Below are 26,115 nucleotides of genomic sequence, written 5' to 3' on the forward strand. Positions count from 1 at the left end.
GCATGAGTGGCCTGCGTATCAGCACTGACCCCGCCGAGCTGGACATCCCGATGATCCATCGCTTCCTGTCGACGCAATCGACCTGGGCGAATGGCATCGACGAGGCCCGGGTCCGGCGTTCGATCCGGCACTCCCTGTGCTTCGGCGGGTACGTGGGCACCAGGCAGGTTGCGTTCGCGAGGGTGGTCACCGATCGCACGACCTTCGCCAACCTGGTCGATGTCTTCGTGCTGCCACCCGATCGGGGCGCAGGCCACTCGAAGGCGTTGGTGCAGGCGGTGATGGGGCATCCCGACCTCCAGGGACTGCGCCGCTTCACCCTCGCGACCGCAAATGCGCACGGCCTCTATGCCGGTTACGGTTTCGCCTCACCCCGTCACCCCCACACCCTCATGGAAATCCTCGTGCCCGATCTCTATGCGGTGCCTGCATGAGCGACCTGCTTGCCGGCACCTTGCGCCATCTCGATGCGCTGGTGTCGTTCGACACCCGCAACCCGCCGCGTGCCATCGGCACCGACGGCATCTTCGACTACCTGCGCGCGCAGCTGCGCGGCTTTTCGGTCGAAGTGATCGACCACGGCGCAGGCGCGGTGTCGTGCTTCGCCGTGCGCGGCCAGCCGCGGCGCGTGTTCAACGTGCACCTGGATACCGTGCCGTCATCGCCGGCATGGACGGGCGATCCGTTGACCTTGCGTGTCACCGATGGACGCGCAACCGGCCTGGGCGCCTGCGACATCAAGGGCGCGGCGGCGGCACTCGTGGCTGCCGCGCAAGTGACGCAGGGAGATGCCGCGTTCCTGTTCACCACCGACGAGGAAGCCAACGATGCACGCTGCATCGCCGCCTTCCTTGCCCGCGACCATGGCTTCGAGGAAGCCGTCGTTGCCGAGCCCACGCAGTGCCAGGCGGTGCTGGCGCACCGCGGCATCAGCGCGGTGCGCATGGCGTTCAGGGGGCAGGTGGGGCATGCCTCGGCCGAGAATGCGCTGTCGCTCAGCGCCCTGCACAACGGGATGCGCTGGGGCACGGCCGCCCTGGATTTCGTGGAAGCGCAGCACCACGCGCGCTTCGGTGGACTGACCGGCCTGCGCTTCAATATCGGTCGCGTGGAAGGCGGCATCAAGGCCAACATGATCGCGCCCAGCGCGGAGGTGCGGTTCGGCTTCCGGCCGCTGCCGTCGCAGGACATGGATGCGCTGCACGTGCACTTGCGCGGACTGGCCAATGCCGACGCGCTGGAGGCCTACGAAGAAACCTTCCGCGGCCCGTCGCTGCCGTCGGGTGATGTCGCCCGCGCCGAGGAACGTAGGCTGGCCGCGCGCGACCTGGCAGACGAACTGGGCCTGCCGATCGGCAACGCGGTGGATTTCTGGACTGAAGCCTCGCTGTTCTCGCAGGCAGGACTGACCGCTTTCGTGTTCGGTCCCGGCGACATCGCCCAGGCGCATACCGCCGACGAGTGGGTGGCGCTGGACCAGTTGCAGGCTTACGCCGACAGCGTGGCGAGGATGCTGGGCCGAGCGGATTGAACATGGGGTGGGTCTTGGCCCGCCGATCGATGTATCCACACGGCGGGTCGAGACCCGCCCTACGCACGAACGAACGAAACAGCGATGGAATCGAATACCCAGACCCGCCAGACCATCCTCCGCCTGCTGTCCAGCATGGCCAGCGCGAAGGAGATCTCGCAGTACGTCAAGCGCTTCTCGCAGCTCGACGCCAAGCGTTTCGCCGTGGTCAAGGTGGGTGGCGCGGTGTTGCGCGACGACCTCGACGCGCTGACGTCGTCGTTGACCTTCCTGCAGGAAGTTGGGCTGACGCCGATCGTCGTGCATGGCGCGGGACCGCAGCTGGACGAGGAGATGACCGCGGCCGGCATCGCCAAGCAGACCGTCGATGGCCTGCGCGTCACCACGCCCGAGGTGCTGGCCATCGTGCGCAAGGTGTTCCTGCAGCAGAACCTTGCCCTGGTGGAGGCGCTGCAGCGGGGTGGGGCGCGCGCCACATCGATTGTGTCGGGCGTGTTCGAAGCCGAGTTCAAGGACAAGGACACCTATGGGCTGGTGGGTGACGTCAGCGGCATCAACCTCGCGCCGATCGAATCCAGCCTCAAGGCGGGCTCGATCCCGGTGATCGCCAGCCTCGGCGAGACGCGTGGCGGCCAGATCCTCAACATCAACGCGGATTTCTCGGCGAACGAGCTGGTGCAGGTGCTGCAGCCTTACAAGATCATCTTCCTGACCGGCACCGGCGGCCTGCTGGACGCCGACGGCAGGGTGATCGATTCGATCAACCTGTCGAGCGAGTACGACGAACTCATGGCGCAGCCGTGGATCAACGGCGGCATGCGGGTGAAGATCCAGCAGATCAAGGGGCTGCTGGATCACCTGCCGCTGACCTCGTCGGTCTCGATCACCCGGCCCGACGAACTGGCCAAGGAACTGTTCACGCATCGCGGCTCCGGCACGCTGGTACGCAAGGGCGAGCGGGTGCTGCGCTTCGAGGGGGGGTGGGACGGCATCGACCTCGGGCGGATGCGCGACCTGGTGGAGTCGAGCTTCGGCCGCAAGCTGCAGCCTGGCTACTTCGAGCGCACCACGCCCTATCGCGTCTATGTCAGCGAGAACTACCGTGCCGCGCTGATCCTCACGCAGGAAGAGGGCTACGCCTACCTCGACAAGTTCGCGGTGCTGGACGAGGCGCAGGGCGAAGGCCTGGGCCGCGCGGTCTGGCACGTGATGCGCGAAGAGAACCCCCGGCTGTTCTGGCGCTCGCGCCACAACAACCAGGTGAACATCTTCTACTACGCCGAGTCCGACGGCTGCTACAAGCAGGAGAAGTGGAAGGTGTTCTGGTACGGCATCGATGCCTTCCCCGACATCGAACGCTGCGTGGCGCACTGCCGCACGCGTCCGGCGACGCTGGCGGACTGACATGGCGCTGGCCGACCTGCCCGCCGCGTGGCGCGAGGTGCCGGAACTGGCCGGCCGGCACGTGCGCCTCGTGCCGATGCAATCGGTCCACGCCGACGGCATGGCGCGTGTCTTGGCAGGCGACGCGCTGTCGCGGCTGTGGTTCACCAACGTGCCGACTGCCGCAGGCGCATCGGGCTATATCGAGGCCGCGCTGGCGGCGCAGGCCGATGGGCGCGTATTGCCGTTCGTCGCACTGGACGCCGCGGGCGATGTAGTCGGAAGCACGCGCTTCTACCGGTTGCAGCCCGACGTGCCCACGCTCTGCATCGGCTACACGTGGTACATCCCGCGGGTACAGCGCACGGCCGTCAACACCGAAACCAAGCAACTGCTGCTGGCGCATGCATTCGAAACGCTGGGTTGCATCAGCGTGTCGTTCGAGACCAGCTCGCGCAATGAACGGTCCCGCGCGGCCATCGCCCGCCTGGGCGCGAAGCAGGACGGTATCCTGCGCAACCACAAGCGTCATGCCGACGGTAGTCCCCGCGACACCGTGGTGTTCTCCATCCTCGACAGCGAATGGCCGCAGGTGCAGGACGACCTGCTGGCAAGGCTGCAACAACACGGATCAATGCAATGAGCACGAAAACCGTCGGCATCGTCGGCGCACGCGGCTACACCGGCGCGGAGCTGATCAGGCTGATCGACCGCCACCCGTCGCTGGAACTGTCCTTCGTCTCGTCGCGCGAGCTGGACGGCAAGCCGGTGCGCGAACAGATCGAAGGCTTCTCCGGCGGATTGCGCTATGAAAACCTGTCGCACGACCAGGTGGCCGGGAAGGGGGCCGATGCCGTGGTGCTGGCGCTGCCGAACGGCAAGGCCGGCGAGCTGGTGGCTGCGATCGATGCGCAGGCCCCGTCCGCCGTGGTCGTCGACCTGTCAGCGGACTACCGCTTCGACGCAGGCTGGTATTACGGCCTGCCCGAGTTGACCCGCGGCAGGTACGCCGGCCAGCGCCGGATCAGCAATCCCGGCTGCTACGCCACCGCGATGCAGCTGGCGATCGCGCCGCTGCTCGGGCAGCTGGCCGGTCCGCCGCAATGCTTCGGGGTGTCCGGCTATTCCGGCGCCGGCACCACGCCCTCGGACAAGAACAATGTCGAACTGCTGCGCGACAACCTGATGCCGTACGCGCTGGTCGACCACGTCCACGAGCGCGAGGTGGGCCGCCAGCTGGGCGTGCCGGTGGAGTTCATGCCGCACGTGGCGCCGCATTTCCGCGGCATCACCATGACCGTCAACCTCTGGCTGCAGCAGCCGGCGACGGTGGAACATGTCCGCGCGGTGTATCGTGACCGCTACGCCGGCGAATCGCTGGTCCGCGTGATCGACGACACCCCATGGGTCAGTCGCATCGCCGGACGGCATGATGTCGAGATCGGCGGTTTCACCGTGGCACCGGGCGGCAAGCGCGTGGTGGTGGTGGCGACGCTGGACAACCTGCTCAAGGGCGCGGCGACGCAGGCGATGCAGAACCTCAACCTCGCGTTCGGGTTCGATGAGTTGGAGAGTATCCCGTTTTAGGCGCGCCCTTGGGCGCGATTCATCGGATCGGAAAGCATCGCGCCCAAGGGCGCTCCTACGGGATCAGGAGACGGTTATGTCTGATTTGTTGTGGCAGAAGCCCGGCGTGGCGGTCGACGCGGACATCCAGCGCTTCCTCGCCGGCGACGACGTGCTGCTGGACCGCGAGTTCTTCCCGCACGACATCCAGGCCAGCGCCGCGCATGCCGAAGGCCTGCAGCGAATCGGCATCCTGTCGGTCGATGAGCTTCAAGGGTTGCAACGCGAGCTGGCGACGCTGGCGGAGGATTTCCGCAGCGGCGCGTTCGTGCTCGACGCGCGTTTCGAGGACGGCCATTCCGCGATCGAGGCGCGCCTGACCGAACGGCTGGGCGATGCCGGCCGCAAGATCCATACCGGACGCAGCCGCAACGACCAGGTGCTGGTGGCCACGCGGCTATGGCTGAAGGAAAAGCTGGGCCGCGTGTCCATGCTGTCGCGCGGCGTGGCCAGGGTGGCGCTGGATCGCGCGCAGGCCGAACGCGACCTGCCGATCCCGGGATACACGCATATCCAGCGCGCCGTGGTGTCGTCGGCGGGCATGTGGTGGGCGGGCTGGGCCGAAGCCTTCATCGACAACGCCGTCCGCGCCAACGATACGTTGACTCTGGTCGACGCCAACCCGCTGGGCACCGCGGCGGGCTATGGCGTCAACCTTGCGCTCGACCGCGAGCACACCACGATCGCACTTGGCTTCGCGCGCATGCAGGTCAGCCCGGTCTACGCGCAGCTCTCGCGTGGCAAGTTCGAACTGGCGGCGCTGGAAGCGCTGGGCGGCGCGACCCTGGACCTGCGCCGCATCGCATGGGACCTGTCGCTGTTCACCAGCGCCGAATTCGGCTTCGTGGCGCTGCCGGCGCAGTACACCACCGGCAGCTCGATCATGCCGAACAAGCGCAACCCGGACGTGATCGAACTGATGCGCGCCACGCACGCCAGCGTGGCCGCGGCGCGCAGCGAGATCGAACACCTGCTGTCGCTGCCGTCGGGCTACCACCGCGACCTGCAGGCCAGCAAGGGCGCGATCTTCCACGGCTTCGGTCGCGGCCTGCCGGCGCTGGCGTTGCTGCCGTCGCTGCTGGCCAACCTGGAATGGCGCGAAGACAGGCTGCGGGCCGCGCTCGATTCGGGCATGTACGCCACCGATGTCGCCGTGGAGGCCGCCGTCTCGGGCGTGCCGTTCCGCGAGGCCTACAAGGCTGCCGCCGCATCGGCCGACACGGCAGGGCGGGGCCGCACGCCGGAAGGCAGCCTTTCCGCGCGTGTCTCGCCGGGCGCGGCCGCCGACCTGCGCCTGGATGAATTGCGCGGGCGACTGGACGCGCTGGAGGGGCAGGCGCCATGACGGTCCGTTACCTGGTGCTGGTGATGCGCACGCAAGCGTTCGACGACGCCGTGGTCGCGCCCCACCTCGCGTTCCTCGACGACCTGCGCGCGCGTGGCCTGCTGGAAATGACCGGCGGTTTCAGCGACCGCAGTGGCGGTGCGTACGTGCTGGGCGGACTGGACGGCCTGGAGGCAGCAAAAGCGACCGTCGCCGCCGATCCCATCGCCCGGGGCGGCGCTTCGGTGTTGACCGTCCACGAATGGAACACCCGCTGAGACCATGAACGCACACGCCTTCAGCGAACAGCAACTGCCACCGTGGCGGCGCGCGGTGCTGAAGGTCGGGAGCAGCCTGCTGGCCGCGGATGGCGGTGGATTGTCGGCGCGCCACGCCGAAGCCGTCGCGGATTTCGTTTCGGCGAGTCATGCCGCGGGGCGCGAGGTGGTGATCGTGTCGTCGGGCGCGGTGGCCGCGGGCAGTGCGGTCCTGCGCGGGCAGCCGGATTCCGGTGCGCCGATGGCCGAGCGCCAGGCGCTGGCCGCGCTGGGGCAGGCGAAACTGATCGGCTTCTGGCAGTCGCTGCTGCAGCGTCCGGTGGCACAGGTGCTGCTGACCCATGACGACCTGCGCAACCGGCGCCGCTATCTCAACGCACGCACCACGTTGGCGGCGTTGCTGCGCCACAGGGCTGTGCCGGTGGTGAATGAGAACGACACGGTTTCCGTCGATGAGCTGAAGCTGGGCGACAACGACAACCTCGCCGCCATCGTCGCGGCATTGGTCGACGCCGACGTGCTGTTGATCGCGACCGACATCGACGGCCTCTACGATGCCGATCCGCGCAGGCACCCCGATGCGCGTCCGGTGGAAGTGGTGGCGCAACTCAGCGCAGAGCTGCTGGGTGTCGCCGGTGGTTCCGGCAGCGATGTGGGCACCGGCGGCATGCGCACCAAGCTGGAGGCGGCGCAGCGCGCCTCCGCATCCGGCATCGCCACGGTGTTGTTCAACGGCACGCGTGCCGACGTGCTGGAGGCACTGTCGCGCGATCGCCTCCTGGGCACGCGCATCCACGCGTTGCGCAGCCGTGTCGCGGTGCGCAAGCACTGGCTGCAGAACGCCGTGACAGAACCGGGCGGCATCGTGGTCGACGGCGGCGCCGCCAATGCGCTGGTGGAAAAGGGTGCTTCGCTGCTGCCGGGCGGAGTGCTGGCGGCAGAGGGCGACTTCCGCCGTGGCGACCTGGTCGAAGTGGTGCTGCGTGACGAGCGTGGCACGCGTCGCATCGCGCGTGGCATCAGCCAGTACTCGGCCGCGGACATCCGTCGGATCGCGCGCCGGCATTCGAATGACATCCAGTCGGTGCTGGGATACAACTACGGCGGCAACGTCATCCACCGCGACGACCTGGCCCTGACATGACGGTGAGCCCATGACCCAGACCATTCGCGACCTCGCGCTCGCCTGCCGCGATGCGGCGCAAGCCGTGGCCGAGCTTTCCACCGACGAAAAGAACGCGCTGCTGCGATCGATGGCGCTATCGCTGGAGGACGATACGCCCGCGATCCTGCAGGCCAATGCCAGCGACATGGCGGCCGCGGAAGCGAAGGGCACCGCCGGCGCGATGCTGGATCGGCTGAAGCTGGATTCGGGCCGCATCGCCGGTATCGCGTCTGCGTTGCGCGAGGTGGCGGAGCTGCCCGATCCAGTCGGCCAGGTGACGCGCAGCGAAGTGCGGCCCAACGGCATCCGCGTGGAGCGCGTGCGTGCGCCACTGGGCGTGATCGCGATGATCTACGAGGCGCGTCCCAACGTGACCGCCGACGCGGCCGCACTATGCCTGAAGGCTGGCAATGGCGTGATCCTTCGCGGTGGCAGCGAGGCCATCCACTCCAACACCGCGATCGCCACCGCCTTGAAGCGCGCAATCTCCGCCGCCGGCGTGCCGGAGGCCGCGCTGACGCTCATGACCGACCTGTCCCGCGAGGCGATGGTCGAGCTGCTGCAACTGACCGACATCGTCGACCTCGCCATTCCGCGCGGCGGCGAGGGCCTGATCCGCTTCGTCGCAGCGCATGCGCGCGTGCCCGTGATCAAGCACTACAAGGGCGTGTGCCACCTGTACGTGGATGCCAGTGCCGACCCGGAGCTGGCGTTGCGCTTGCTGGTCGACGGCAAGGTGTCGCGGCCTGGCGTCTGCAACGCATTGGAAACGCTGCTGGTGCACCGGGACATCGCAGCCAGCTTCCTGCCGGATGCTGCTGCAGCATTGCGGGCGAACGGCGTGGAGATGCGGGGCGATGGCACGACCCGCGCCTTGGTGCCAGCCGCGGCGCCGGCCACGGACGAGGACTACGCCGCCGAATTCCTCGGCCTGGTCATCGCGATCCGCGTCGTCGACACGCTGGATGACGCCATTGCCCATGTCCGCCGCTACGGTTCCGACCATACCGAGGTCATCGCGACACGCGACGAGGCGAATGCGGCCCGGTTCGTCAAGGCGCTCCGCTCGGCCGTGGTGATGGTCAACGCGTCCTCGCGCTTCAGCGATGGCGGCGAGCTTGGGCTTGGCGCAGAGATCGGCATTTCCACCACGCGCCTGCATGCCTACGGCCCCATGGGCCTCGAATCCCTGACCATCGAACGCTTCGTCGTGCAGGGCGAGGGGCAGGTGCGACACCCGCCGAAGGCATGACCGGTGCAGCGAATCGACGCATGAGGTCAATTGATTGCCGGCCTGAATCGCGCGTTCAGGCTCGGCGTCCCGATCTGGCCGGTCTTTCCTGAATCTGGTTGGCACGGATGTTGCTTGTCATTGCCGGAGTTTCTTTCTGGCATGGCAATGGACCACTGTTCGGCATCCTCTCCCCCCCTCTCCCGCGACGAGCAACCGCTCCTGGCCGGGGGCGCTGCGTCTTCGCCACCTTGCACCATCGCCCGGTCGCAACCGGGAGTGCGGGACGGGCAGGACGCGACCGAACGCAGGCGGTTCTATGTGGCCCTGCGTCTCAAGTACGCGCTGATCCTGCTGGCGGCAGTGGCCTGGGTGGCACTCTCGGTCAAGCTGTCGCAGCCTTGGCTGCAAGAGCTGTCGAAGCCCCTCGGTTTCGGGCTGGCGCTGTTCATCATCGCCTTCATCGCTTATGTCCCCGGTTTCATGAACGCGTTCCTGATCGGGTCGATCCTGTCCGACAGGCGACCGTCCAGGCGTCACTTCGACCACCTGCCGGATGTCTGCGTGCTGGTCGCCTGCTACAACGAGTCGGAGAACATCGCCGATACCCTGGTCAGCCTTGCGGCGCAGGACTACCCCGGGCGCGCGGAAGTGGTGGTGATCGATGACGGTTCCACCGATGACAGCCTGTCGATCGCGCGGAGGCAGGCGCGGCTGCTGTCCAACGACCGGGTATCGATCCGCGTGCTGGCGCAGCGGCGCAACGGCGGCAAGTCGAAGGCGCTGAACCGCGGCTTCGCCGAGACCTCGCAGGCGCTGGTGGTCACGGTCGATGGCGACTCTTACCTGCGCACCGATGCCCTGCGCAAGATCGTCGAGCGCTTCCTGTCCGATCCGCCGGGCACGGTGGCGGTGGCCGGCTCGGTGCTGGTGCGCAATTCGCGCGAAAACTGGCTGTCGCGCAGCCAGGAATGGGACTATTTCCACGGCATTGCCGCGGTCAAGCGCATGCAGAGCATGTACCACGGCACCCTGGTGGCGCAGGGCGCGTTCTCGCTGTACACCCGCGAGGCCCTGCAGCAGGTCGGCGGCTGGCCGGAATGCGTGGGCGAGGACATCGTGGTGTCGTGGGCGCTGCTGGAAACCGGCGCGCGCATCGGCTACTGCGAGGACGCCTGCCTGTTCACCAAGGTGCCCACGCGGCTGGGACAGTTCTCCAGGCAGCGCCAGCGCTGGTCGCGCGGGCTGATGGAGGCCTTCGCGCGCCACTGGAAATTGCTGTTCAAGCCGCGCATGACCACCCTGTTCATCTGGTGGAACCTGCTGTTCCTGCCGCTGGACCTGGTGTACACGCTGGCGTTCCTGCCGGGCATCGTGCTGGCCTTGTTCGGCTATTACTGGATCGCGGGCATCATGACCCTGCTGGTGCTGCCGCTGGCCGCCATCTGGAACATCGTCATCTTCCGCGTGCAGCGGCGCATGTTCCATGCGCAGGACCTGCGCGTGCGCCGCAATTTCGCCGGCTTCCTGTTCTACTCCGTGGGCTACACGATGATCCTGCAGCCGGTGTGCGTGATGGGCTACTTCGCCGAGCTGTTCCGGCTGCGCAAGAGTTGGGGGACGAAATGAGCCGTTGCATTTCCATGGCGCTGGCCTGCGTGGCGCTTTCGATGGCGGCGACGGTGTCTGCCGACGAGGGCGATGTCGCCCGGCAGGCAGTGCGCGCCGATGCCTGGATAAGCTCCGATGCCGACGGCAACGAGGCGCAGAAGCTAGCGCTGGGCTGGGACGTGGCACACCGCGACCTGCAGCACTGGTGGGGCGTGAAGATCGAACATGCCCGCTTCGCCGGCGAAGGCTGGTCCGATACCCAGCAGCGTGCGTACCTGTCCGGCGCGGGCGAGTGGGGCGGCTGGCTCTGGACGGGTGACGTGGGCAGCAATGGCCGCGACCTGCTGGGTCGCGCCTCGATCCATAGCCAGGATGCGCGGCGCAAGGAGCTGTTCGTCGAACGCGACGTGCTGGAAACACGCGCTGGCGTCGAGAACGACTGGGTGCAGACCTTCGCCGGTGCGGCCATCGACCTGCCGCTGGGCGATCGTGCCTCGGCGACGTTGCTGGCCGGCCTGCAGGACTTCGGCACCGGCAGCAACCTGCGCACGCACCTGCGCGGCAACCTCGTCGGCGTGATCGCGCCGGAGCAGGGGCTCAGCCTGCAGTTGCGCACGCGCTATTTCCACGACAGCGATCCCTACGAGGCCGACTATTTTTCGCCGGGGTGGTACGGCGAGGCGCTGGGCGTAGTGGGGTGGCGACGCTTCGTCGGCGGTTACCAGTGGCGTGCCCTGGCCGGCGTGGGCCGGCAGCGCAGCGCAGGCGACGACTGGAAGCGCGCGCGCATGCTGCAGGTTGGCCTGGAGACGCCGCGCTGGAAGGACGCGTGGCTGCGGATCGATGCCGGGTATACCGATACGCCGGTGCTCACCGATGCCGGCGCCGGCAGCTACGCCTACCGCTACCTGCAGGTGCAGGGCGTCGTCGCGTTCTGAGTGCCCAGGGCGGGCGTCAGGCAAGCACGTGCTCGTAGACAATGCTGGTGCCGACCAGGATCAGGATCACGCCGCCGACAAGCTCGGCGCGACGACCGATCAGCGCACCCAGCGCACGGCCTGCCATCACCCCCAGCGTGACCATGGTGAAGGTGCATAGCCCGATCACCACCGCCACCACGAGGATGTTGACTTCGATGAAGGCCAGGCCCACGCCGATCGCCATGGCGTCGATGCTGGTGGCGAATCCCGCGAGCGCGAGCGCCCAGAATCCGGTTCGAGGCGGCGTGGGGTCGTCGACCCCAACATGCGACGCCTTCCAGATCATGTGCAGGCCCAGCGCCGACAGCAGGCCGAAGGCGATCCAGTGGTCCCAGTCCTCGATGTAGCGTTCGGCCACTGAACCCAGCAGCCAGCCGATGAGCGGGGTGATTGCCTCGACCACGCCGAAGATCAACCCGGTGCGCAGTGCATCGGGCCAGCGCGGCTTGTGCATCGCCGCGCCCTTGCCGACCGCTGCCGCGAAGGCATCGGTGGACATGGCCAGGCCAAGCAGGAGGATCGAAAGGGGATGCATCGTCGCGGGCGCGCGGTCGGGGCTGGACGCAACAGGCCGCGCACGCGCCCGACCGGGGTGACATGCGCCGCTCGCTGGTCTCGCCAACCGTCAGGTTGCGCCGCCACGGCCCTGCGGGGCCGAGTGTGTTGACGGACGCGCTTCCGCAGGACGCGGAAGCCGGCTACTCCCCAAGGAGAGGGATGTGGATCGATTGGTCGGGGAGACAGGATTCGAACCTGCGACCTCTACGTCCCGAACGTAGCGCTCTACCAGACTGAGCTACACCCCGACTAGGGTAGCCGCGCATTCTAGTGGCCCGGCAGGCCACGGGCAAGGGGCCGATGCCGGCGTTTGGGGGGTGTAGCCCGCTTCCGACGTGGCACGTGCATGCGAGGCTCGCCGAGACATGCCACCCGGGCGCACGTTCAGTCCAGCGCGTGCGCAAGCCGTTCCAGTGCGCCGTGGTCCAGGATGTCCACGCGCTGCGGGTCGGGGAGGGCGATGACCTGCTGGGTGCGCAGGCGCGTGAAGCTGCGGCTGACGGTTTCGATGGTCAGGCCAAGGTGGTCGGCAATGTCGCTGCGGCCCATGGGCAGTGCGATCCAGGGGTCGGCGATGCCGTTGGCAAGGTAGCGCTTGCGCAGGCGCAGCAGGAAGCCGGCCAGGCGCTCGAGGGGCGCGAGACGCGCCAGCATCAGCATCGCATCCTGGGCGTCGTCCAGCCCGGTGCAGGCGCGTTCCAGCATCTTGTGTTCCAGTGCAGGGAAGCGCTCGCGCAGCATGCGGATTTCGCCCATGTCGAAAATGCACGTGGTGCTGGGGGCGACCGCCTCGATGTTGTGCCGGTAGCGCTGTGCCTCGCTGAGGCCGATGAAATCGCCCGGCAGCATGAAGTCGATCACCTGGCGTCGCGCGTCCGGAAGGGTGCGCACCAGCCGCAGCATGCCGCTGGTCACGCTGTAGGCGAAGCGGCAGGGCTGGCCGGCCCGCGCCAGGACGCCGTTGGCCGGCACGTGCAGCGTATTGGCATAGCGCTCCAGTTGCTCCAGCTCCTGGCTGTCGAGCGCGGAACACACGGCAAGCCCGTACGCGGAGCACTGGCTGCAGTCCGCGGGCGTGGGCATCCGCGGATTCTTCTGGCAGGGAGCAGCGTTGGCGGCTGGCATCAGGCTGGCCTCATGGCGCGATTCTACCGCCCGGGGCTGCGTCCGTCCTTGGACGGATTGCCCCATGGGGCACGGCGGTTGCCGGATAGAATGTCGCCTTTGCACAGCGACGAGCCGGCCGAATGATCAAGCCCCGCACGCCCCCAGGCACGATGGAACTGCTGCCGCGCGAGCAGATCGCGTTCCAGCGCATGCTGGACACCATCCGCCGCACCTTCGAGGGCTTCGGTTTCCTGCCCATCGAAACGCCCGTGTTCGAGCTGTCCGACGTGCTGCTGACCAAGACCGGCGGCGAGACCGAGCGGCAGGTGTATTTCGTGCAGTCCACCGGCGCGCTCGGCAAGCTTGCCGAAAGCGGGGCGGCCGACGGGCTGCCGGAACTCGCCCTGCGCTTCGACCTGACCGTGCCGCTGGCGCGTTACGTGGCCGAGCACGAGCACGACCTCGCGTTCCCGTTCCGGCGCTACCAGATGCAGCGCGTCTATCGCGGCGAACGCGCGCAGCGCGGGCGCTTCCGCGAGTTCTACCAGTGCGACATCGACGTGATCGGCAAGGACGCGCTGTCGATCCGCCACGATGCCGAGATCCCGGCGGTGATCCACGCCGTGTTCGCGGCGCTGGACATCGGCGAGTTCACGATCCAGTTCAACAACCGCAAGCTGCTGCGCGGCTGGTTCGAGGGGCAGGGCATCGAAGGCGATGCGCAGATGGCGGTGCTGCGCGAGATCGACAAGCTCGACAAGCGTGGCGAGGACGCCGTGCGCGAGACGCTGCAGGGTGAGGGATTCGGCCTGTCCGCCGTCGTGGCGGAACGGCTGCTGGCGTTCTCGCGCGTCCGCTCCGCCTCGCACGACGACGCGCTGGCGAAGCTGGCCGCACTGGGCGATGGTTCGCCGTTGTTCGAGGAAGGTCGCGACGAATTGCGCGAAGTGCTGCAGCGCCTGCGTGCGCTGGGCGTGCCGGAAGCGCGCTACTCGATCAACCTGTCCATCGCACGCGGCCTCGATTACTACACCGGCACCGTGTACGAGACCACGCTGGATGCGCATCCGCAGATCGGGTCGATCTGCTCGGGTGGCCGCTACGAGAACCTGGCCAGCCACTACACGAAATCGAAGCTGCCGGGTGTCGGCATCTCCATCGGCCTGTCGCGCCTGTTCTGGCAGCTGCGTGAGGCGGGCATCGTCGGGGTCGCCGAAAGCAGCGTCGACGTGCTGGTGGCGCTGCTGGACGACGCCGGCCTCGACCATGCGCTGGCGCTGTCGCAGCAGTTGCGCGCGGCCGGGTTGAACGTCGAGACCCAGCTGGAGGCGCGCAAGCTGGGCAAGCAGATGCAGTACGCCGATCGCGCCGGCATCCGCTTCGTGGTGATCCGCGGCGAGGACGAGGCCGCGAAAGGCGTGGTGGCGGTGAAGGACTTGCGCCGTGGCGAGCAGTTCGAGGTGGCCGAGGGCGAGCTGGGGTCGACCCTGCGGGTGGAGCGCGAACAGTGGCGCGCGCAAGCGGGACTGGAGGCGGCGCCATGAAGTCGATCCGCCTCGATGGCAAGTCGCTGACCCGCGACCAACTGGTCATGGTGGCCAGTGGCGCACCGGTCGAACTCGACCCGGCATCGCTGCTCGACGTGGCGCGCGCCGCCGACTTCCTCGCCGAGCAGGTGCGTCGGGAAGAGCCGATCTACGGCGTCTCCACCGGTTTCGGCAGCAATGCCGACAAGTTGCTGGGCGCGCATCCGCTGCGCGACGAGTTGCCGGGTGCGAAAAAATCCGGTCGCTCGCTGCACGAGGAGCTGCAGTACAACCTCATCGTCACCCACGCGGTATGCGTTGGCGAGCCGCTGGCCGCCGACGTGGTGCGGGCGATGCTGTGCATCCGCATCAACACGCTGCTCAGGGGCCACTCGGGCATCCGCGTGCAGACGCTGGAAGCGCTGACCGCGTTGCTCAACGCTGGCATCGTGCCGGTGGTGCCGGCGCTGGGTTCGGTGGGCGCATCGGGCGATCTTGCGCCATTGTCGCACCTGGCCATCGTGCTGCTGGGCAAGGGCGAGGCCTTCTTCGAGGGCGAGCGCATGCCGGGTGCACGCGCGCTGGAACGCGCCGGCCTGCAGCCGGTGTCGCTGTCGTACAAGGAAGGCCTGGCGCTGAACAATGGCACCGCGCAGATGCTGGCCAGCGGCGTGCTGGCCCTGCATCGCCTGGACCGTCTGCTGGACACCGCCGACCTCGCCGCGGCGATGACCATCGACGCCTTCGCCGGTCGCCTCGGCGCGTTCGCCGGGGAAGTGCACGCGCTGCGACCGCACCCGGGCCAGGTGCGCGCCGCCGCGCATGTGCGCGAACTGCTGGACGGTTCGACGCTGGCCGACATCCCATACCACCTGGTGCCGCGCTTCCGCACCTGGCTGCCGGGCAGTTGGGATATCGACGAGGCGCGTGCGCTCAGCTTCGACATCGGCTGGGACTGGGTGCCGAAGGACCAGCGCCACGGCCGCGAAAAGTTCTATGAACGCTTCAAGCCGTTCCGCGGCGGCAAGAAGCACCAGCCGCAGGACAGCTATTCGCTGCGCTGCGTGCCGCAGGTCCACGGCGCGGTGCGCGACGCCATCGAGCATGCCAAGCGCGTGTTCGAGATCGAGCTCAATGCGGTCACCGACAACCCGCTGGTGTTCCCCGACAAGCAGGCCGAGCACGTCGAGGAACAGGTCATCTCCGCCGGCCACTTCCACGGCATGCCGCTGGCGCTGGCGATGAGCGCGGTCAAGGCGGCGATCCCGGTGCTGGCCTCGATCAGCGAGCGCCGGCTCAACAAGCTGGTCGATCCGGCGACCAACGACGGCCTGCCGGCGTTCCTGATCGGCAACGAGGATGGCACCGAGTCGGGCTTCATGATCGTGCAGTACACCGCGGCGGCCATCGTCAACGACCTTGCCACCCGCGCGCACCCGGCCAGCGTGTACTCGGTGCCGACCAGTGCCAACGCGGAAGACCATGTCTCGATGGGCACCAATGAAGCGCGGCATGTGCTGTCGATGGCAGACGACCTGGGCAAGGTGCTGGCACTGGAGCTGTACACCGCGGCGCAGGCGCTGGACTTCCGCCTCGACATGATCAACGCCGCCCGCGATCTCGCGCGGCGTGCGGATGCGGAAACGCTGGCCGCGAAAATCCATGGCGCGTCGGCGGGCAGTGCGTCGCACGATGTCTTCCTCGAAGAGGTCGAGGCGCTGCGCGCCGAGCTGGCCGCGGCCGAGCCATTCCATCCGGGCCGTGCCGTTGCAGCGGCGCATGCCGCGATCCGCGAACAGATCCCGTTCCTCGACCGCGATCGCGTGCTGGACGGCGAAGTCGCGACCGCAGTGGCGCTGGTGGCGGACGGTACGCTGCTTGCCGCCATCGGCCGCTGACGGCATGGCGCGTCGCGGATGAACCTGCCGTTGCCCATGGGCTGGCCCGGCGTCATGCTCGCAACGCTCATCGCATTCGCGATCGGGTTCGCGCTGTGGTGGCTCTGGCGCTTTGTCGCGCGCCGCGCTGGCTGGCCGGAAGCGCGCGCAATCGGCTGGGCCTGCGTCTCGGCGGTGGTCGTGGGTGCAGGCATCGACAGCTGGCACCTGTTCTACCTCGGCGTCGCTCAGCTGGAATCACCGGTCTACGCGCGAATCGCGCTGTCGAAGATCCACGACCCTGACATGCTGGGCACCCGCGTGCTGCTGGAATGGGCGGGTGCGGTCACGGGTGTCGTGGCGGGGTGGATGATGGCCCGGCGGCCCGTGGACTGAACCGGCTTGCCCGATCTCCGGCCAGCCATGGCCCCTACAGAGGAATGGCTGATCCGTCGGATGCGAGAGCATGGCACCTGGACACCACGCTTGACTAATGTAATAGCGCGCTATTACATTACGTACCATGAAGCAGCGCATCGAACCCCTGCCGGAATCCGACGCCAGCGCCTCGTTCATGGCGTTGGCGAAGGCGCTGGCGTCGCTGGACAAGCCGGACGACGTGGCTGCATTCCTGCAGGACCTGTGCACGCCGGCGGAACTGGAGGCGATGTCGGACCGCTGGCGCGTAGTGCCGCTGCTGCTGCAGGGCATGCCATACCGCGAGATCCATGAGCGCACCCTGGTCAGCGTGACCACCATCGGACGGGTGGCGCGTACGCTCGAGCGCGGCGAGGGCGGTTATGCCGCCGCGGTGAAGCGCCAGTACCCCCGGCTCGCGCCCCAACACTGAGGAATCCCCTGATGAGTCCCACGGCCGCACCCGCGGCGCGCGATCGCCTGCGCATCGCCATCCAGAAATCGGGTCGCCTGAGCGAGCCCGCACGCGCCCTGCTGGCCTCCTGCGGCCTGTCCTGGCGCGAGAGCCGCGACAAGCTGTTCTGCTACGGCGAGACGCTGCCGGTCGACCTGCTGCTGGTGCGCGACGACGACATCCCCGGGCTGCTGGCCGATGGCGTCTGCGACTACGGCATCGTCGGTCGCAACGTGCTGGAAGAGCAGGCGGCGGAGCGTGCCGGTGGCGGCAAGCCGCAGGTATCGAAGGAGGTGCGCGCGCTGGGCTTTGGCGGCTGCCGGCTCGACATCGCCGTGCCGGATGCCTGGGAATGGCAGGGCGCGGCCTCGCTGCAGGGCAAGCGCATCGCCACCAGCTATCCCGGACTGCTGGCGAAGTGGCTGGCGGAACAGCAGGTGGAGGCGAGTGTGGTGATGCTGTCGGGTTCGGTCGAGATCGCGCCGCGGCTCGGCCAGGCCGATGTGGTCTGCGACCTCGTCTCCAGCGGCGCCACGCTGGCGGCCAACCAGCTCAAGCCGGTGGAAACCATCATGCGCAGCGAAGCCGTGCTGGCGGGTCCCGTACAAGCGTTCACCGATGCGCGTGGCGAGCTGGCGCACATGCTGCTGCGTCGCCTGGATGGCGTGCTGCGGCTGCGCGACAGCCGGCTGCTGATGTTCCAGGCGCAGCGCGCCGAAGTGCCGGCGCTGCTGAAGCTGCTGCCCGACGCCGAGACGCCGACGATGCTGCAGGTCGATGGCGCCGACACCCTGGCATTGCAGGCGCTGTGCCACGGCGCGATGACCTGGCAGCGTCTCGAGGACCTGAAGCGTGCCGGCGCGCGCGGGCTGATGGTGCTGCCGGTCGAAAGGATGCTGGCATGAGCGTGTTGACCATGCAGCGCATGGATTGGTCGGCGCTGGACGCCAGCGCGCGTACCGCGGCACTGCAGCGCCCCGTGCAGGCGGTGGCCGGGCAGACACGCGCGGTGGTGTCCGACGTGATCGATGACGTGCGTGCCCGCGGCGACGTGGCGCTGCGCGAGCTGACGCGGCGGCTGGATGGCGTGTCGCTGTCGACGTTCGAAGTGACGCCCGAAGAGTTCGAGGCGGCCGAGTCGGCCGTGGCTGAAACCCTGGTCGTGGCCATGCGCGACGCGGCCGCGCGGATCGAACGCTTCCATGCCGAGGGCATGGCCCGCGCGTACGCCGTCGAGACCGCACCCGGCGTGACCTGCGAACGGGTGATCCGTCCGGTGCGGCGCGTGGGCCTGTATGTGCCGGCGGGCAGTGCGCCACTGCCGTCGACCGCACTGATGCTTGGGGTGCCGGCGAAGCTGGCGGGCTGTCGCGAAGTGGTGCTGTGCACGCCACCGCGCAGGGATGGCAGCGCCGATCCCGCGGTACTGGTCGCGGCGCGCCTGACGGGTGTGCATCGCGTGTTCAAGCTGGGCGGTGCGCAGGCGATCGCGGCGATGGCGTACGGCACCGGCAGCGTGCCGCGCTGCGACAAGCTGTTCGGGCCGGGCAACGGTTTCGTCACCGAGGCCAAGCAGCAGGTGGCGCAAGCGGGCGTGGCGGCGATCGACATGCCGGCGGGTCCGTCCGAAGTGCTGGTGATCGCGGACGAGGGCGCGGAGGCCGCGTTCGTCGCCGCAGACCTGCTGTCGCAGGCCGAACATGGGCCGGACTCGCAGGTGCTGCTGCTCAGCGACAGCGGGGACTTGCTGGACCGCGTGCAGTCCGAACTCGAGACCCAGCTGGAAGCCTTGCCGCGTGCCGGCATTGCCAGCGAGGCCCTGGCGCAGTCGCGATTGATCCTCGTCGACGCCCTCGAAGACGCGTTCGCGATCAGCAACGACTATGCCCCGGAGCACCTGATTCTGGCGCTGCGCGCACCACGCGATTGGCTGGATCGCGTGGAGGCTGCCGGCTCGGTGTTCCTGGGCGACTACACGCCCGAAGCGCTGGGCGACTACTGCAGCGGCACCAACCATGTGCTGCCCACCGCCGGTGCGGCGCGCGCGTACAGCGGCGTGTCGGTCGCCAGTTTCCAGAACTTCGTCAGCGTGCAGTCGGCGACGGCTGCGGGCATTGGCGTGATCGGTGGTTGCGCGATCAGGCTGGCCGAAGCCGAAGGGCTGGAAGCGCATGCGCAGGCCGTGCGCATGCGCCTGCGCGCCTTGGCATCGCAGGAGCGCGCGGCATGAGCGTGCTCTCGCTGGTGCGACAGGACTTGCGCGAATTTTCGGGCTACAAGTCGGCGCGCACCGAAACCTTGCGTGGCGAGGTGTGGCTGAATGCCAACGAATCGGCGTGGCCGAATCCCGCCGACGGCGAGGGTGGATGCCGTCGTTATCCGGACCCGCAGCCGCCGCAGCTCCAGGCCGCGCTGGCGTCACTGTATGGCGTGGCGGTCGACAGCCTGTTGATCGGCCGCGGCAGCGACGAAGCCATCGACCTGCTGGTGCGCACCACCTGCGTGCCGGGACGCGATGCCGTGCTGGTCACCCCGCCGGTGTTCGGCATGTACGCAGTGAGCGCGCGGCTGCAGGGTGCGCCCTTGCTGGAAGTGCCGTTGCTCGATGCCATCGACGGTCTTGTCGTGGATGTCGCAGCGATCACCAAGGCGATTGCCGGGCAGCCGGTGAAGCTGGTGTTCCTGTGTTCGCCCCTTAATCCGGGTGGTGCGTCGCTGTCGCTGGACATGGTGGCGGCGATCGCGCAGGCTGCGGAGGGCAGGGCGCTGGTGGTGGTGGACGAGGCCTATGCCGAGTTCTCCGACATGCCCTCGGCGTTGACCCTGCTGAAGCAGTTCGATCACCTGGTCGTGCTTCGGACATTGTCGAAGGCGCACGCCCTGGCAGCGGCCCGGATCGGGGTGGCGATCGCGGCGCCGGAGTTGACCGCGGTGCTGCGTCGCTGCCAGGCACCGTATCCGGTGCCCACGCCTTGCGCGCAACTGGCGGTGTCCGGTCTGGACGATGACGCATTGCAGGCGACGCGTGCGCGGATCGACCTGGTCGTTGCCGAGCGCACGCGCCTGCAGCCCGCGCTGGCGGCATTGCCGGGCGTGCGTCGTGTCTACGACTCGCAGGCCAACTTTCTGCTGGTGCGCTTCGAGGATGCGCAGGCGGCCTTCGATGCGCTGCTGTCTGCAGGCGTGGTGGTGCGCGACCAGCGCGCGGCGCCGGGTTTGGGCGACGCACTGCGCATCACCATCGGCACCCCTGAGCAGAATGATCGGGTGCTGTCGGCGCTGGGCGCGGGGAGGAAGACATGAGTGGCCAGAAGATCCTGTTCGTCGATCGCGACGGCACCCTGATCGAGGAGCCGGCGGATTTCCAGATCGATGCCTACGAGAAGCTGCGCTTCGTGCGTGGCGTGATTCCGGCCATGCTGAAGCTGCGTGACGCCGGCTTCGAGTTCGTCATCGTCACCAACCAGGATGGGCTGGGCACGGAAGGCTACCCGCGTGCCAGCTTCGATGGGCCGAACGACCTGATGCTGCAGGTGTTCGAGAGCCAGGGCATCCGCTTCCGCGAGGTGCTGGTGGACTGCAGCTGGCCGGCCGACAACGCGCCCACGCGCAAGCCAGGGCTGGGGCTGGTGCAGCACTACCTGCGCGACCGTGGCATCGACCTCGACCGCTCGGCGATGGTGGGCGATCGCGACACCGATCTGCGTTTCGCCGACAACCTAGGCATCCGCGGCTTCCAGCTGAAGACCCAGCAGTTCGGCGGCGAGTGGAATTGGGCCGGTATCGCGCACGAACTGGCCGACGCGCCGCGCCGTGCCCGCGTACAGCGCGATACGAAGGAAACCCGAATCACGGTCGAACTGGACCTCGACCACGCAGCCGACGCCAGCGTGTCCACCGGGTTGCCGTTCTTCGACCACATGCTGGACCAGATCGGCAAGCATGGCGGCATTGCACTGATGGTGAAGGCCGAAGGCGACCTTCACATCGACGAGCATCACACCATCGAGGACACCGGCATCGCGCTGGGGCAGGCCCTGCGCGAAGCACTCGGCGACAAGCGGGGGATCGCGCGCTACGGCTTCACCCTGCCGATGGACGAAACCCTCGCCAGTGCGGCGCTGGATTTCGGTGGGCGCCCGTACCTCGTCTTCGATGGCAGCTTCAAGCGCGAACGGGTCGGCGACATGCCGACCGAGCTGGTCGAGCACTTCTTCCGCTCGGTCTGCGACGCCGCCGCGCTCAACCTCAACCTGAAGGTCGACGGCGAGAACGACCACCACAAGGTCGAGGCCTGTTTCAAGGCCTTCGCGCGTGCGCTGCGCATGGCGGTGCGTCGCGAGGGCGCGGACTTGCCCTCGACCAAGGGCGTGCTGTGAGCGACGTCGTGCTTGTCGACGCCGGCGGCGCCAACCTCGGGTCGGTGCGCTGGGCGCTGCGGCGGCTGGGCGTGGAGCCGCTGCTGAGCGACGATGCCGATACCATCCGCGGGGCGCGGCGCGTGGTCCTGCCCGGCGTGAGTACCGCGGCGACGGTCATGCGGCGGTTGCGCGATCGCGGTCTGGTGGAGGTGCTGCGCACGTTGCGGCAACCGCTGCTGGGTGTTTGCGTCGGCATGCAGCTGCTGTTCGAGCATTCCGAGGAAGACGACACGCCGTGCCTCGGCCTGTTGTCGGGCACGGTCGCCAGGCTGCCGTCATCGCCCGGGATTCGCGTGCCACACATGGGCTGGAACCAGCTGTCGGCGACGCGCAGTGACGATATGCTCGCGGGAGTCGAAGCCGGTGCGAATGCTTACTTCGTGCACAGCTACGCCGCGCCGATGACCGCGGACTGCATCGCCAGCACCACGCACGGCCCCGCGTTCGCCGCCGTGGTCCGGCGCGGAAACGTGGTGGGCGCGCAATTCCACCCCGAGCGTTCCGCCGCGACGGGCGCCACGCTGTTGCGCAATTTCCTTTCGATGGAGGCCGCATGAGCACCGCCCAAGCCTTCACCCTGTATCCGGCCATCGACGTGCGCGGGGGCAGGATCGTACGCCTGTCGCAGGGCGACTACGACCAGGAAACGCGCTACGGCGACGACCCGCTGCAGCTGGCCACCGCCTACGCGAAGCAGGGCGCGGCATGGCTGCACCTGGTCGACCTGGATGCGGCGCGCGCCGGCGGCTACACGCTGTCGACGCTGGTGCGGCAGATCGTGGATACGACCGGCCTGCAGGTGCAGACGGGGGGCGGCGTGCGCACGCGGGACGATGTGTCCGCGATCCTGGCCGCAGGCGCCGCGCGCGTGGTGGTCGGCTCGCTGGCCGTGCGTGAACCCGACACCGTGCTGTCGTGGCTGGATGCGTTCGGCAGCGAGCGGATCACCGTCGCGCTAGATACCCGGCAGGATCGTGCCGGCGCCTGGCGCCTGCCGGTGCACGGCTGGACCGAAACCGCGGCCGGCACGCTGGAGCTGATGGCTGCACGCTATGCGCGCGCCGGCCTGCAGCACCTGCTGTGCACGGACATTTCCCGCGACGGCATGATGACCGGGCCGAACCTCGAGCTGTACCAGGCGCTGAAGCTCACCGTGCCTACGCTGCAGGTGCAGGCATCCGGTGGCGTGCGCAACCTCGACGACGTACTGCGCGTGCAGCGTCTCGGCTGCGCCGGCGTGGTGCTGGGGCGTTCGCTGCTGGAAGGCAAGTTGACCCTGCCCGAAGGTTTCGTGGCCACCAGACGTGGTGATACGCCGTGCTGAGCCGTCGCATCGTGCCTTGCCTGGACGTGCGCGATGGCCGCGTGGTGAAGGGCGTGAAGTTCCGCGACCACGTGGACATGGGCGACATCGTCGATCTCGCGCTCCGCTATCGCGACGAAGGCGCGGATGAACTGGTGTTCTACGACATTGGCGCAAGCCCGCAGCGGCGTTCCGTCGACGTCGACTGGGTGGAGCGGGTGTCGTCGCAACTCGACATCCCGTTCTGCGTGGCCGGCGGCATCCGCGACGTGGCCACCGCGCGCGCGGTGCTGCATGCCGGTGCGGACAAGGTGTCGATCAACACCCCGGCACTGGAGCGTCCGCAGCTGGTGTCGGAGCTCGCCGTCGAATTCGGCGTGCAGTGCGTGGTGGTCGGCATCGATTCCACCCGCGAGGACGATGGCGAATGGCGCGTGCGCAGCCACACCGGTGACCCGGACGGCATGCGTGCGCCTGGGCGCCGTACCCTGGACTGGGTGGTCGAAGTGCAGCGGCTGGGCGCAGGCGAGATCGTGCTCAACTGCATGGACAGCGATGGCGTCCGCCGTGGATACGACATCGCGCAACTCAAGGCGGTGCGTGCCGTGTGCAACGTGCCGCTGGTGGCGTCGGGTGGTGCCGGCGAGGCCGCGCACTTCGCCGAGGCGTTTCGCGTGGCCGATGTGGACGCGGCGCTGGCCGCGAGCGTGTTCCATTCCGGCCGGCTGGCCATCCCCGCGCTCAAGCGCGAACTGCGCACGCAGGGCATCGAGGTACGCGAATGAACACGACGACCGATCGATTCGACCAGCTGGACTGGGCCAAGGGCGACGGCCTGCTGCCGGCGATCGTGCAGGATGCCGACACCCTGCGCGTGCTGATGCTGGGCTACATGGACGCCGATGCGCTGGCCGCGACACGCGAGGGTGGCGAGGTCACCTTCTTCAGCCGCAGCAAGGGGCGACTGTGGAAGAAGGGTGAGAGTTCCGGCCACACGCTGTCGCTGGTGTCGATCGACGTGGACTGCGACCAGGACGCCCTGCTGGTACTGGCGCGGCCGAACGGGCCCACCTGCCATCTGCAGCGTCCCAGCTGCTTTCCGGAGGCGCCGGCGTCGGCGCTCGGCGAGCTGTCGGCGTTGGTCCGCGCGCGTGAAGCGGAGCGGCCGGACGGCAGCTACACCACGCGCATGTTCGAAGCTGGCGTGCGCCGCATCGCGCAGAAGGTCGGCGAGGAAGGCGTGGAGACGGCGCTCGCGGCGGTGGCGGAGGATGACGACGCACTGCTCGGCGAAGCGGCCGACCTGGCCTACCACCTGCTGGTGCTGCTGCGCGCGCGCGGACTGGGGCTTGCGCAACTGGAGGCCAAGCTGGCTTCACGCGCGGGCTGAGGGCCGCCCGCCTCAGGCGGCCGTGATCGAAGTGCGCACGCAGTCGCGGCCGTTCGCCTTGGCTGCGTACAGCGCCCGGTCCGCGGTTTCGAAGGCATCGTCGATGTCATCCATCGCGTCGGCAGCCACGGTGTGCACGCCGATGCTGGCAGAAATGGAAACCCTGAGCTCCTGCGAGGTGCAGGCATCCGCGACCAGGGCCTGTCGCACGCTTTCGGCCACGGCTACCGCCGTGCGCAGGTCGGTGGCCGGCAGCGCGACCACGAATTCCTCGCCGCCGAAGCGGGCCAGCAATGCATCATGCGGACGCAGCGTCTTGCCGATCCGCTGCGCCGCCCAGCGCAGGCAATCGTCGCCGACGAGATGGCCGTGCTGGTCGTTGATCGACTTGAAATGGTCCAGGTCGATCATCAGCAAGGACAGCGGCCGCCGTGCATCGCGGCATTCGTCGAGCATCGTCTCGAAGCGTTCGTGGAAGTAGGTGCGGTTGTACAGTCCGGTCAGGCCGTCGCGGCGGCTGGAATCGCGCAGGCGCTCGTGCGCTTCCTCCAGCTGCACCAGGGCGTGGCGCACTTCCTGCGTGCGCTGCGCCACCTTGCGCTCCAGCTGCTGGTTGGCCTCGGCGGTGATCCGCTCGTTCTCGTTGCGCAACACGCCGTAACGGTGGCCCAGTGCGATCGACAGCAGCAGCATCTCCAGCGCCGACCCGATCTGCACGCCGTATTCGGTCACCAGGGTCTTGGGAACGATGCCGAATGCCACCAGCGTGAACAGGGTGGTGCCGAGCAGGAACATGCCCCACGCCAGCAGGAACAGCTGGGCCGGCTTGTAGCCCTGGCGCAGTACCACCACGCTGGCGATGGCGATCCACAGCACGCCCAGCAGCACCGCGCGCGACGCCACCGGGGTGGAGATGCGATAGGGCAGCCACACCGAGGCGATGCCCCAGACGATGAAGAAAGCGATCAGCGCGAGGCTGACGAGATTGCCCTTCGGCCATCGTTTCGGCAGGTCGAGGAAGGTTCGTGCAAACTGCTGCATGCCGATCAACGCCAGGCAGATCGACAGCGGGACCGCCCGGTCCGCCAGCCAGGGCGAATTTGGCCACAGGTATTCGAATCCGAAGCCGTTGAGGGTGAACAGCACCAGGCCGAATGCACTGATGTGCATCAGGTACCAGAAGTAGCTCGCGTCGCGCAGCGAGATCCAAAGCACCAGGTTGTAGAAGAACAGCGCCAGCAGGATGCCGTAGTAGATGCCGATGATGAATTGCGCATCGCGCGACAGCTCGGTGAAGGCCTTGGGCGTGTACAGCCGCAACGGCACCTGCATCGAACTCTGGCTTTCCACGCGCACCAGGAATTCGACGGGCGTGTCCAGCGGCAGCTCGAACTGGAAGTTCGGGTGGCGGTAGCGCACGCTGCGCGCCTCGAACGGCAGGCTGTCGCCCCCGGCATGGTGCACCACGCGACCATCCGGGTAGCGCGCGTAGACGTCGATGCGATCGCTCAGGGGATACGACTGCACCAGCAGCCAGCGTGGCTCTTCGGGGTTCTGGTTGACCACAGGGAGATGGAACCAGAACGCGCCACGCTGGAAACCGAACGCATCGCGACCGTCGGGCAAAGGCGCGAAGTCCCGGGTCTGCGCGTGCTGCCAGGCATCTTCCGGGCGCAGGGTGGATTCGCTGTCGTGGTGGTAGCGGATGTGCGGCGACAGCGGCACATCGCTGTCACCGGGCGCGATGACCAGTGGTTGCGGTGCCTGCGCGAAGGCCGTGGCACAGGCGAGCAGCAGCAACAGGCAGTTGCTGGAGAAGAATATGGCGAGCTTCGTTCCCTGCATTGAACTCCCCGGCTCCCGGCGCCCCGGCCGGGGACGCGTCCCTTCCCGGGAGCACGTTCAGATTAGACCAGCGTCCACGCGAAATCAT

The 26,115-nt window shown here is 68.1% G+C and carries 26 protein-coding genes and 1 tRNA gene; 23 read left to right on the forward strand and 4 right to left on the reverse strand.

The window, feature by feature from the left end:
* Positions 1–2: 2 nt before the first annotated feature.
* The 11 genes from E2F46_RS13885 (at position 3) to E2F46_RS13935 (ending at position 11,087) form a co-directional block, all read left to right on the forward strand.
* Positions 3–434 (forward strand): GNAT family N-acetyltransferase, encoded by a 432-nt coding sequence (locus E2F46_RS13885; RefSeq protein WP_133323097.1) that lies wholly within the window; start codon positions 3–5, stop codon positions 432–434.
* A complete protein-coding gene (locus tag E2F46_RS13890) occupies positions 431–1,531 on the forward strand; it encodes an acetylornithine deacetylase (protein ID WP_133323099.1) in 1,101 nt (366 codons plus the stop codon). The genes E2F46_RS13885 and E2F46_RS13890 overlap by 4 nt, the downstream gene beginning before the upstream one ends.
* 84 nt (positions 1,532–1,615) lie before the next feature.
* Complete coding sequence (locus E2F46_RS13895) at positions 1,616–2,935, forward strand: acetylglutamate kinase (protein WP_133323101.1); 1,320 nt, start codon at positions 1,616–1,618, stop codon at positions 2,933–2,935.
* Position 2,936: 1 nt separating this feature from the next.
* Positions 2,937–3,557: a GNAT family N-acetyltransferase gene (locus E2F46_RS13900; RefSeq protein ID WP_133323103.1), complete on the forward strand. Its 621-nt coding sequence runs from the start codon at positions 2,937–2,939 to the stop codon at positions 3,555–3,557.
* Complete coding sequence (argC, locus tag E2F46_RS13905; RefSeq protein ID WP_133323105.1) at positions 3,554–4,501, forward strand: N-acetyl-gamma-glutamyl-phosphate reductase; 948 nt, start codon at positions 3,554–3,556, stop codon at positions 4,499–4,501. Before E2F46_RS13900 ends, argC begins: the two co-directional genes overlap by 4 nt.
* A 76-nt stretch (positions 4,502–4,577) precedes the next feature.
* On the forward strand, positions 4,578–5,885 hold the full coding sequence (gene argH, locus E2F46_RS13910; RefSeq protein WP_133323107.1) for an argininosuccinate lyase: 1,308 nt from the start codon (positions 4,578–4,580) through the stop codon (positions 5,883–5,885).
* Positions 5,882–6,142, forward strand: a complete 261-nt coding sequence (locus E2F46_RS13915; protein WP_133323109.1) for a YciI family protein — start codon at positions 5,882–5,884, stop codon at positions 6,140–6,142. Before argH ends, E2F46_RS13915 begins: the two co-directional genes overlap by 4 nt.
* Before the next feature lie 4 nt (positions 6,143–6,146).
* Positions 6,147–7,286, forward strand: coding sequence for a glutamate 5-kinase (gene proB / locus E2F46_RS13920; protein WP_133323111.1), 1,140 nt, complete (start codon positions 6,147–6,149; stop codon positions 7,284–7,286).
* A gap of 10 nt (positions 7,287–7,296) precedes the next feature.
* On the forward strand, positions 7,297–8,559 hold the full coding sequence (locus E2F46_RS13925) for a glutamate-5-semialdehyde dehydrogenase (RefSeq protein ID WP_133323113.1): 1,263 nt from the start codon (positions 7,297–7,299) through the stop codon (positions 8,557–8,559).
* Positions 8,560–8,859: 300 nt separating this feature from the next.
* Positions 8,860–10,167 (forward strand): glycosyltransferase family 2 protein, encoded by a 1,308-nt coding sequence (locus E2F46_RS13930; RefSeq protein WP_243720448.1) that lies wholly within the window; start codon positions 8,860–8,862, stop codon positions 10,165–10,167.
* Complete coding sequence (locus E2F46_RS13935; RefSeq protein WP_133323115.1) at positions 10,164–11,087, forward strand: hypothetical protein; 924 nt, start codon at positions 10,164–10,166, stop codon at positions 11,085–11,087. Before E2F46_RS13930 ends, E2F46_RS13935 begins: the two co-directional genes overlap by 4 nt.
* Positions 11,088–11,103: 16 nt before the next feature.
* Here E2F46_RS13935 and E2F46_RS13940 read toward each other — a convergent pair whose 3' ends face one another.
* The 3 genes from E2F46_RS13940 to E2F46_RS13950 form a co-directional block, all read right to left on the reverse strand.
* Positions 11,104–11,664, reverse strand: coding sequence for a manganese efflux pump MntP (locus E2F46_RS13940; protein WP_133323117.1), 561 nt, complete (start codon positions 11,662–11,664; stop codon positions 11,104–11,106).
* A 194-nt stretch (positions 11,665–11,858) separates the two neighbouring features.
* Positions 11,859–11,935 (reverse strand) — tRNA-Pro (locus E2F46_RS13945).
* Between the two features lie 136 nt (positions 11,936–12,071).
* A complete protein-coding gene (locus tag E2F46_RS13950) occupies positions 12,072–12,770 on the reverse strand; it encodes a Crp/Fnr family transcriptional regulator (protein ID WP_133323119.1) in 699 nt (232 codons plus the stop codon).
* A gap of 164 nt (positions 12,771–12,934) precedes the next feature.
* Between E2F46_RS13950 and hisS the strand changes: the two genes are divergently transcribed.
* The 12 genes from hisS to hisIE all read left to right on the forward strand — a co-directional run bounded on the left by hisS (position 12,935) and on the right by hisIE (position 24,182).
* Entirely contained in the window at positions 12,935–14,338 is a 1,404-nt protein-coding gene (gene hisS, locus E2F46_RS13955; RefSeq protein ID WP_133323121.1) for a histidine--tRNA ligase, read from the forward strand.
* Complete coding sequence (locus E2F46_RS13960) at positions 14,335–16,218, forward strand: HAL/PAL/TAL family ammonia-lyase (protein ID WP_133323123.1); 1,884 nt, start codon at positions 14,335–14,337, stop codon at positions 16,216–16,218. The genes hisS and E2F46_RS13960 overlap by 4 nt, the downstream gene beginning before the upstream one ends.
* Before the next feature lie 18 nt (positions 16,219–16,236).
* The gene (locus E2F46_RS13965) at positions 16,237–16,593 is read left to right on the forward strand and encodes a hypothetical protein (RefSeq protein WP_133323125.1); all 357 of its coding nucleotides are present in this window, start codon (positions 16,237–16,239) and stop codon (positions 16,591–16,593) included.
* A 127-nt stretch (positions 16,594–16,720) separates the two neighbouring features.
* Positions 16,721–17,047 carry a YerC/YecD family TrpR-related protein gene (locus E2F46_RS13970; RefSeq protein ID WP_133323127.1) on the forward strand — a complete coding sequence of 109 codons (327 nt, stop codon included), beginning with the start codon at positions 16,721–16,723 and terminating at the stop codon, positions 17,045–17,047.
* Positions 17,048–17,058: 11 nt separating this feature from the next.
* The gene (gene hisG, locus E2F46_RS13975; RefSeq protein WP_133323129.1) at positions 17,059–17,973 is read left to right on the forward strand and encodes an ATP phosphoribosyltransferase; all 915 of its coding nucleotides are present in this window, start codon (positions 17,059–17,061) and stop codon (positions 17,971–17,973) included.
* 11 nt (positions 17,974–17,984) lie between these two features.
* Positions 17,985–19,298: a histidinol dehydrogenase gene (gene hisD / locus E2F46_RS13980; RefSeq protein WP_133323222.1), complete on the forward strand. Its 1,314-nt coding sequence runs from the start codon at positions 17,985–17,987 to the stop codon at positions 19,296–19,298.
* Positions 19,295–20,371 (forward strand): histidinol-phosphate transaminase, encoded by a 1,077-nt coding sequence (gene hisC / locus E2F46_RS13985; protein WP_133323131.1) that lies wholly within the window; start codon positions 19,295–19,297, stop codon positions 20,369–20,371. The genes hisD and hisC overlap by 4 nt, the downstream gene beginning before the upstream one ends.
* The gene (hisB, locus tag E2F46_RS13990) at positions 20,368–21,447 is read left to right on the forward strand and encodes a bifunctional histidinol-phosphatase/imidazoleglycerol-phosphate dehydratase HisB (protein ID WP_133323133.1); all 1,080 of its coding nucleotides are present in this window, start codon (positions 20,368–20,370) and stop codon (positions 21,445–21,447) included. The genes hisC and hisB overlap by 4 nt, the downstream gene beginning before the upstream one ends.
* Positions 21,444–22,046, forward strand: a complete 603-nt coding sequence (gene hisH / locus E2F46_RS13995; protein WP_133323135.1) for an imidazole glycerol phosphate synthase subunit HisH — start codon at positions 21,444–21,446, stop codon at positions 22,044–22,046. The genes hisB and hisH overlap by 4 nt, the downstream gene beginning before the upstream one ends.
* Entirely contained in the window at positions 22,043–22,813 is a 771-nt protein-coding gene (hisA, locus tag E2F46_RS14000) for a 1-(5-phosphoribosyl)-5-[(5-phosphoribosylamino)methylideneamino]imidazole-4-carboxamide isomerase (RefSeq protein WP_133323137.1), read from the forward strand. The genes hisH and hisA overlap by 4 nt, the downstream gene beginning before the upstream one ends.
* Positions 22,807–23,577, forward strand: a complete 771-nt coding sequence (gene hisF / locus E2F46_RS14005) for an imidazole glycerol phosphate synthase subunit HisF (protein ID WP_133323139.1) — start codon at positions 22,807–22,809, stop codon at positions 23,575–23,577. The genes hisA and hisF overlap by 7 nt, the downstream gene beginning before the upstream one ends.
* Positions 23,574–24,182, forward strand: a complete 609-nt coding sequence (hisIE, locus tag E2F46_RS14010; protein ID WP_133323141.1) for a bifunctional phosphoribosyl-AMP cyclohydrolase/phosphoribosyl-ATP diphosphatase HisIE — start codon at positions 23,574–23,576, stop codon at positions 24,180–24,182. The genes hisF and hisIE overlap by 4 nt, the downstream gene beginning before the upstream one ends.
* A gap of 12 nt (positions 24,183–24,194) precedes the next feature.
* Here the strand turns inward: hisIE and E2F46_RS14015 are convergent, their stop codons facing one another.
* The gene (locus E2F46_RS14015; protein ID WP_133323143.1) at positions 24,195–26,027 is read right to left on the reverse strand and encodes a sensor domain-containing diguanylate cyclase; all 1,833 of its coding nucleotides are present in this window, start codon (positions 26,025–26,027) and stop codon (positions 24,195–24,197) included.
* Between the last annotated feature and the right edge of the window lie 88 nt (positions 26,028–26,115).

Origin of the sequence: Luteimonas aestuarii (assembly GCF_004357985.1) — a bacterium.
In the GTDB taxonomy this organism is placed as follows: Bacteria; Pseudomonadota; Gammaproteobacteria; order Xanthomonadales; family Xanthomonadaceae; genus Luteimonas; species Luteimonas aestuarii.